The organism is Stenotrophomonas sp. 05L414_2 (assembly GCF_056397905.1).
The window spans coordinates 1-6,808 of sequence record NZ_JBFTOJ010000197.1 but is presented as its reverse complement, the minus strand read 5'-3'; the positions used below and the strand labels follow the sequence as shown (position 1 = coordinate 6,808).

Sequence of the window (6,808 nt, the reverse complement as noted above, 5' to 3'; positions counted from 1 at the left end):
GGTCAATGCCAACCCGCGCGATACCAAGGATCATCCGAATGGCGTGTGGACCCTGCCGCCGACCAACCAGCATGACAAGGCGGATGACGCCAAGTACCAGGCCATCGGTGAAAGCGACCGCATGACCCTGCGTTTCGTGAAGCCGTGACCCGGTAGCGCCGGGCCATGCCCGGCGAGCACGCGCGGCGTGGCATGGGACAATGCCCTGCCCGCCGCCTGCCGTCCCCGCGATGCTGATTGCCTTCAACAAGCCGTTCAACGTGCTCTGCCAGTTCACCGACCGCAGCGTGCCGCCGCGGCCGACATTGGCCGGCTTCGGTTTGCCGCCGCGCGTCTACGCTGCCGGCCGCCTCGACCATGACAGTGAAGGCCTGCTGCTGCTGACCGACAACGGTACGCTGGCGCACAAGTTGACCGACCCGAAGCACAAGGCGGACAAGCTCTACTGGGTGCAGGTGGAAGGCACGCCCAGCGACGGGCAGCTGCAGCAGCTGCGCGATGGCGTGATGCTCAATGACGGGCCGACGCTGCCGGCGAAAATCGAGCGCCTCGATCCTGCGCCTGAACTGTGGCCGCGCGATCCGCCGGTGCGCTTCCGCAAGACGGTGCCCGACAGCTGGCTGGCGATCACGATCCGCGAGGGGCGTAACCGCCAGGTGCGGCGAATGACCGCTGCGGTGAACCTGCCGACGCTGCGGCTGGTACGCGCTGCAATGGGGCCATACCGGCTGGATGACCTGCAGCCCGGGCAGTGGCGGCAGATCGGCTGAAAAAAAGGCCGGAGGCCTTGCGGCGTCCGACCCTCGTGCAGCGTCATGGGGTCAGAGCCCTTCCTGCGGAAGGGATCCGACCCCGGTCAATCAGGCGTCGCTGCCGATATCGCTGTGCTCGTCGACCACGGTGTCGTTGCGGCGATCGCGCGCGTTGATGCGCTGGGCCTGGCCGTTGACCACATGGCCATTGGCGGCCTTCTTCTTCTGCTGCTTGCGGTACAGCGCATAGCCCAGCAGGCCTACGCCCACGGCAGCTGCCGCGATGGTCACCGCCGGATTGCGGCGGGCGAACTTGGTGGCGACCTTGCCGCCAGTCTTCACCGCGCCAAGGGCGGCACCGGTCTTGATCCAGTCGCTGGCCTGCGGGCCGAGGTGACGCAGGCTGCCGCCCGCGCTCTTCAGGCCATCGCCTGCGGTATGGGCCAGGTCGAGGGCGCGCTCCAGGGCGCGGTCGGTGATTACGGTCAGCTTGCTCATGCGGGGGTGTCCTTGCCTCGGGTCGAAGTCCAGTGTCGCCTGTTGCCCGTAAACGGTATGTCAGTCAGGCGGGCGCGTGGTGTGACTCTACCGCAGCCATTCAGGAACGGGCGGGGTGTCGGCGCGCATCACGTCCCGCGCGGCTTGGCCCGGTGGGTCGCCGTAGCCGTCCAAGGGTCGTCCGGCCACGGGTGGCGCGGGTAACGGCCCTTCATCTCCTTCTTCACCTCGGCGTAGGTGTTCTCCCAGAAATTGCGCAGATCCTGGGTGACCTGCAACGGCCGGCCACCCGGCGACAGCAGGTGCAGGGTCAGCGGCACCCGGCCATCGGCGATGCGTGGCRTATCGGCCAGGCCGAACAACTCCTGCAGCTTCACCGCCAGCACCGGCGGCAGCGGCTCGCCGCTTTCGCCGTCCAGCGCGTAGCTGATCGGCCGCTCCAGCCCCGACGGCACGGTGATCYGGGTGGGCGCGTGGCGCTCGACCAGCTGCCGTTGCGACCATTCCAGTGGCGACTTCAGCGCTTCGCCGAAACTGGCCTCGTCCAGTGCATCCAGCCGTGTCCTGCCCGCGAACGCCGGCTGCAGCCACTGCGCACGGTTGGCCAGCAATGCGGCATCACTGCAGTCGGGCAGGCCCAGCTCGGGCATCCAGCGCCGCAGCGATTCCACCCGTGCCTGCCACTGGCGCAGACCGTCGGTCCATGGCAATGCCTGCAGGCCGAGCTCGGCAACGGCGTCGGTGAGTGCCTGCGCCGCCAGCTGCGGATCAACCCGGCCAGCCGAACGGCTGTCCATCACGATGCGGTCGAAGCGTGTTTCGCGCAGCGCGACCAGGGCGCGGCGGGTGTCATCCCAGCGCACCGCGTCTTCGGTCACGAAGCGCTCGGGCCAGTGCCTGCGCAGAAAGCCTTCATCCACCGGTGCGGCGCGCAGCAGCAGCGCGTCGCGCGCCTCGAAGCGCAGTTCGCTGGCCACCAGCCACGGTTCGCCCCGCAGGTCGCTCAGTTCATGCAGGCGGGCGCTGCGGCCGTTGGCCAGCAGGTAACGCAGCGGGTCGTTCGGATGCTGGAAGGCAATGCGGTCGGGGAAGGCATGGGCCAGCAGGTCGCCCAGTTCGTGGGCCTCGATGCTGGCGGGCGGTGTAGCGTCACAACGCAGGCGACGGCGCCACTGTTTGGCAGCGGCATCGATGGCGGCCAGGCCACTGCGATTGGCATCGGCCGGCGCACGGCCGTTGCGGAAGGCCGCCAGTGCGCGCCAGCGTGCGGCCAGTGCATCACCGCCCTGGCGCAATGGGTCACGAGCTTCCAGCAATGCCGCCAGATCGGCGGCCAACGCCTGCGCGCGGGCATCAGCTGCGGCCAGCAGCATCGCGGCCATCCGCGGATGGGTGCCCAGCGCCAGCACGCGACGGCCAAGTGCAGTGATCGCGCCGCTGCTCGACAACGCGCCCAGGCGCTGCAGCAGTTCGCGTGCGGCGGCCATCGGCCCGGTCGGTGGCGGGTCGAGGAAGCGCAGGTCGCTGCTGCCCCAGGCGGCCAGTTCCAGCGCAAGGCCGGCCAGTTCAACCTGGTCGATCTCGGCGCGACGCTGCGGTTCCAGCCGCTGCGACTGCGGCCACAGCCGCCAGGCCACGCCCTCGGCCACGCGCCCGGCACGGCCGGCACGCTGGTCGGCCGAGGCCTGCGCAATGGCGACCACGTCCAGGCGGGTGAATCCACTGTTGGGGTCGTAGCGCGGCTCGCGCGCCTGGCCGCTGTCGATCACCACGCGCACGCCGGGCAGGGTCACCGAGGATTCGGCGACGTTGGTGGCGAGCACCACGCGGCGGCGGCCGTCGCTGGCGGCCTGCAGCACGCGCGCCTGCTGTTCCACCGGCAGTTCACCGTGCAGGGCCAATACGTCCACCGCAGCGCCAGCAAGACTGTCCTGCAGGCCTGCCTGCACGCGTGCGATCTCACGTTGGCCGGGCAGGAACACCAGCAGGTCACCGGGGTGCTCGGCCAGCGCCTGCTGCACCGCGCGTCGCACCTGCAGTTCCAGCGCCTCGTCACGCCGGGCAGGGAAGTGGCTGATTGCCACCGGATAGCTGCGGCCTTCGCTGCTCAGTCGTGGTGCATCGAGGAAGCGCGCCAGGCGTTCGCCATCGAGCGTCGCCGACATCACCAGCAACCGCAGGTCATCGCGCAGCTGCGACTGCACGTCCAGCGCCAGCGCCAGGCCCAGGTCGCCACTGAGGTGGCGCTCGTGGAATTCGTCGAACAGGATCGCGCCCACGGTCTCCAGCATTGGATCGTCCTGCAGCATCCGGGTCAGGATGCCCTCGGTGACGACCTCGATGCGCGTGCGCGCCGATACCTTGTTCTCGAAGCGGATGCGGTAGCCGACGATGCCGCCGACCTCCTCACCGAGCTGGCGCGCCATGAACATCGCGGCACTGCGCGCGGCCACCCGGCGTGGTTCCAGCAGGATGATCCTGCGACCCTCCAGCCACGGCGCATCGAGCAGCGCCAACGGCACCTGGGTGGTCTTGCCCGCGCCAGGCGGGGCTTCCAGCACCAGCCGCGGGTGCACGGCCAGGTGCTGCTGGATCTGCGGCAGCAGCGGAGAGATGGGGAATTGCGGGGCGTTCATCTGCAAAGGATAAGGGGCCATGGCGGGCACGGGTACAATGCGCGGGTTTTCCTGCCTCTGCTGCCCCCATGCATCTGATCGATATCGGCGCCAACCTGACCCACGACTCCTTCGACCGCGACCGCGACGCCGTGCTGGACCGCGCACGCCAGGCCGGTGTGGTGCAGATGATCATCACCGGTGCCAGCCGCGAGCATTCGCCGCTGGCCCTGCAGCTGGCGCAGCAGCACCCGGGCTTCCTGTACGCCACTGCCGGCGTGCACCCGCACCACGCGGTGGAGTACACCGACGAGTGCGATGCGGAGATGCGCGCACTGCACGCCCATGCCGAAGTGGTGGCGGTGGGAGAGTGCGGGCTGGACTACTTCCGTGATTTCTCGCCGCGCCCGGCGCAGCATCGCGCGTTCGAGCGCCAGCTGCAGCTGGCTGCAGACAATGGCAAGCCGCTGTTCCTGCACCAGCGCGACGCGCATGCCGATTTCATGGCACAGATGAAGAACTTCGAAGGCCGCATCGGTCCGGCCGTGGTGCACTGCTTCACCGGCGAGCGCCAGGAGCTGTTCGATTATCTCGACCAGGACTGGTACATCGGCATCACCGGCTGGCTGTGCGACGAGCGCCGTGGCGGTCACCTGCGCGAGCTGGTGAAGAACATTCCGGCCAACCGGTTGATGATCGAGACCGACGCACCGTACCTGCTGCCGCGCACCTTGAAGCCGATGCCGAAGGATCGCCGCAACGAACCGGTGTTCCTGTCGCACATCGTGGAAGAGCTGGCGCGGGACCGTGGCGAGGATGTGCAGACCACGGCCGCAAACGCCACGGCTGCCACGCGTGCGTTCTTCCGGTTGCCGGACGCCGCCTGATCGGCAAACGGTAGTGCCGGCCGCTGGCCGGATCCGGTAGCGCCGGGCCATGCCCGGCGAGCGAAGCGGCAATATCCGTCAGCCGGGAGTGCCCGGATCCGGTAGCGCCGGGCCATGCCCGGCGAGCGAAGCGGCAATATCCGTCAGCCCTTCCCGATACGTTGGAAACCGCGGCGTCCAGCCCAGCGCGTCGCGCGTGCTGCGGCTGTCGATGCGCTTGCTGCTCTGGTAGAAGCGCCGCAATGTCGCGCTGACTGATGGATCGTCCCAGGCCACCGCGGGTGGCATGGCGAAACCCCCCAGCTGCGCAGCGAAGGCCAGTACATCCTGCGGCGGTGCCGGTTGGTCATCGCTCGGCAGATACAGTGCGTTGGCCATGGGGCGTTGCATCGCGGCGATCACCACCGCAGCCAGGTCGTCCACGTGCAGGCGATTGAACACCAGCCCTGGCCGCACTACGTGCCGCGCGCGGCCCTGCGCCAGCTGCAGCAGCGCGTTGCGCCCGGATCCGTAGAGGCCCGGCAGGCGGAACATCGCCGAGGCGATACCGCGCGCATCCGCCAGCGCACGCCATTGCGTTTCGGCGAGGCGACGCTGCATGCCTGCCGGCCCGGTGGCATCGGCCACGCTGTGCTCATTGATCCAGCCACCGTCGCGGTCGCCGTAGACCGAGGTCGACGACAGGTAACCGAGCCAACGCAGTGAACTGCTGTCGCGCAACGCGGCATGCAGCAGGCGCAGCGCCGGGTCGCCCTCGGCATCGGGAGGGACGCTGCACAGCACCGCGTCGGCATGGGCAATCGCAGCGAGCAGGCTCGGGGCAAGCGCGGCGTCAGCACGCAGCTGATGACGCAGCAGGCCATCGTCAGGTGCCGACGCCGGATCGCGCACCGTGCCTTCCACGTGTACGCCCTGGGCCTGAAGGCGCGCGGCCAACACGCGGCCACTCCAGCCCATGCCGAGGATCAGTACGCGCTTCGGCAACGGGCCAGGCATGTTCATCGGATCACACCGAGCGCTGGGCCTGGTAGGCCTGCAGGCTGCTGTAGGCGACCTGCAGCAGCAACGCTTCCTGGCCCGCGGCGCGCGCACGCGCCAGCATGTCGCCGACGATCTGGGCCGCTTCCACCTGCTGGCCTGCCTCCAGGTCGCGCAGCATCGACGCCTTCAACGCCGAACCGGCCTGGGTCAGGGTGCCACGCGCGGTGTCCTGCGCCGCCTGCGGCACCGGCTCACCCGCTGCTTCGGCCACCGCCAGGCATTCGTCATAGAGCCCACGCACGATGGCGTCGCCGTCATCGGTGGCCACGATCGTGCCGATGTCCGCACGCAGCAGGCAGGTGGCCGCCGCCAGCGCGGTCAGGAACGTGTACTTGATCCACTGTTCCTGGCCGATGTGCTCACTGGCCAGATGATCGAGATTGGCCTGCGCACACGCTGCTGCGAACGCCTGCACGCGCGCGGAGATCGCACCGCCATCGCGTTCGCCGAAGGTCAGCTTGGCCGGCTTGCCCAGGTGCAGCACGGCCCCATCAGGCGCCTTGGTCGCACTGATGAAGCACAGACCGCCGAGCACGGCGTCGCGGCCGAAGCGCGCGTCGAGCGCGTTGTAGTGATGCAGGCCGTTGAGGATCGGCAGCACGGTGGTACCCGCGCCCACCGCCGGGGCGATGGCATCGATCGAGCTGTCCAGATCGTAGGCCTTGCAGCTGAGGATCACCAGATCGAACGGCTTGTCCGCAGCCAGCGCAGGCAGGGCATCTGCGGTGACGTGCTGCACCGGGAACGTGGCATCGCCCACCGGGCTGCGCAGCACCAGGCCATCACGATCCAGCTGCGCGGCGCGCGCGGGGCGCACGAGGAAGGTCACGTCCACGCCAGCCTGGGCCAGGCGACCACCGAAGTAACCGCCGGTACCGCCGGCGCCGAGGATCAGGATACGCATTGCACGCTCACTGCAGTTGGGGGATTCACTGCAGCGATTGTGCCGGAGTTTGCGGCCAACGGCTGAGCCCCTCGTGGTGGTTTGAAGCGCAAGCTGTGTTTGGGTCGGGCG

Annotated in this window: 6 protein-coding genes and 1 pseudogene; 3 read left to right on the top strand and 4 right to left on the bottom strand. The window is 69.0% G+C overall.

Annotated elements, in window-relative coordinates; genetic code table 11:
- Together AC1DJN_RS19475 and AC1DJN_RS19470 are read left to right on the top strand one after the other, a co-directional pair.
- Positions 1 to 148 (top strand): annotated as a pseudogene (locus AC1DJN_RS19475) (methyltransferase); the annotation flags it as partial.
- Positions 149 to 230: 82 nt separating this feature from the next.
- Positions 231 to 770 carry a pseudouridine synthase gene (locus AC1DJN_RS19470; RefSeq protein ID WP_312962901.1) on the top strand — a complete coding sequence of 180 codons (540 nt, stop codon included), beginning with the start codon at positions 231 to 233 and terminating at the stop codon, positions 768 to 770.
- A 90-nt stretch (positions 771 to 860) separates the two neighbouring features.
- Here AC1DJN_RS19470 and AC1DJN_RS19465 read toward each other — a convergent pair whose 3' ends face one another.
- On the bottom strand, positions 861 to 1,250 hold the full coding sequence (locus AC1DJN_RS19465; RefSeq protein WP_025877588.1) for a hypothetical protein: 390 nt from the start codon (positions 1,248 to 1,250) through the stop codon (positions 861 to 863).
- Positions 1,251 to 1,378: 128 nt separating this feature from the next.
- Positions 1,379 to 3,886 carry an ATP-dependent helicase HrpB gene (gene hrpB / locus AC1DJN_RS19460; RefSeq protein WP_478039852.1) on the bottom strand — a complete coding sequence of 836 codons (2,508 nt, stop codon included), beginning with the start codon at positions 3,884 to 3,886 and terminating at the stop codon, positions 1,379 to 1,381.
- 68 nt (positions 3,887 to 3,954) lie between these two features.
- On the opposite strand from hrpB, the gene AC1DJN_RS19455 reads away from it, so the two are divergent.
- Positions 3,955 to 4,752, top strand: a complete 798-nt coding sequence (locus AC1DJN_RS19455) for a TatD family hydrolase (RefSeq protein WP_025877584.1) — start codon at positions 3,955 to 3,957, stop codon at positions 4,750 to 4,752.
- A gap of 78 nt (positions 4,753 to 4,830) precedes the next feature.
- Here the strand turns inward: AC1DJN_RS19455 and AC1DJN_RS19450 are convergent, their stop codons facing one another.
- Together AC1DJN_RS19450 and panE are read right to left on the bottom strand one after the other, a co-directional pair.
- Entirely contained in the window at positions 4,831 to 5,748 is a 918-nt protein-coding gene (locus tag AC1DJN_RS19450; RefSeq protein ID WP_442252342.1) for an NAD-dependent epimerase/dehydratase family protein, read from the bottom strand.
- A 10-nt stretch (positions 5,749 to 5,758) separates the two neighbouring features.
- Positions 5,759 to 6,697: a 2-dehydropantoate 2-reductase gene (gene panE, locus AC1DJN_RS19445; protein WP_025877580.1), complete on the bottom strand. Its 939-nt coding sequence runs from the start codon at positions 6,695 to 6,697 to the stop codon at positions 5,759 to 5,761.
- Positions 6,698 to 6,808 lie beyond the last annotated feature (111 nt).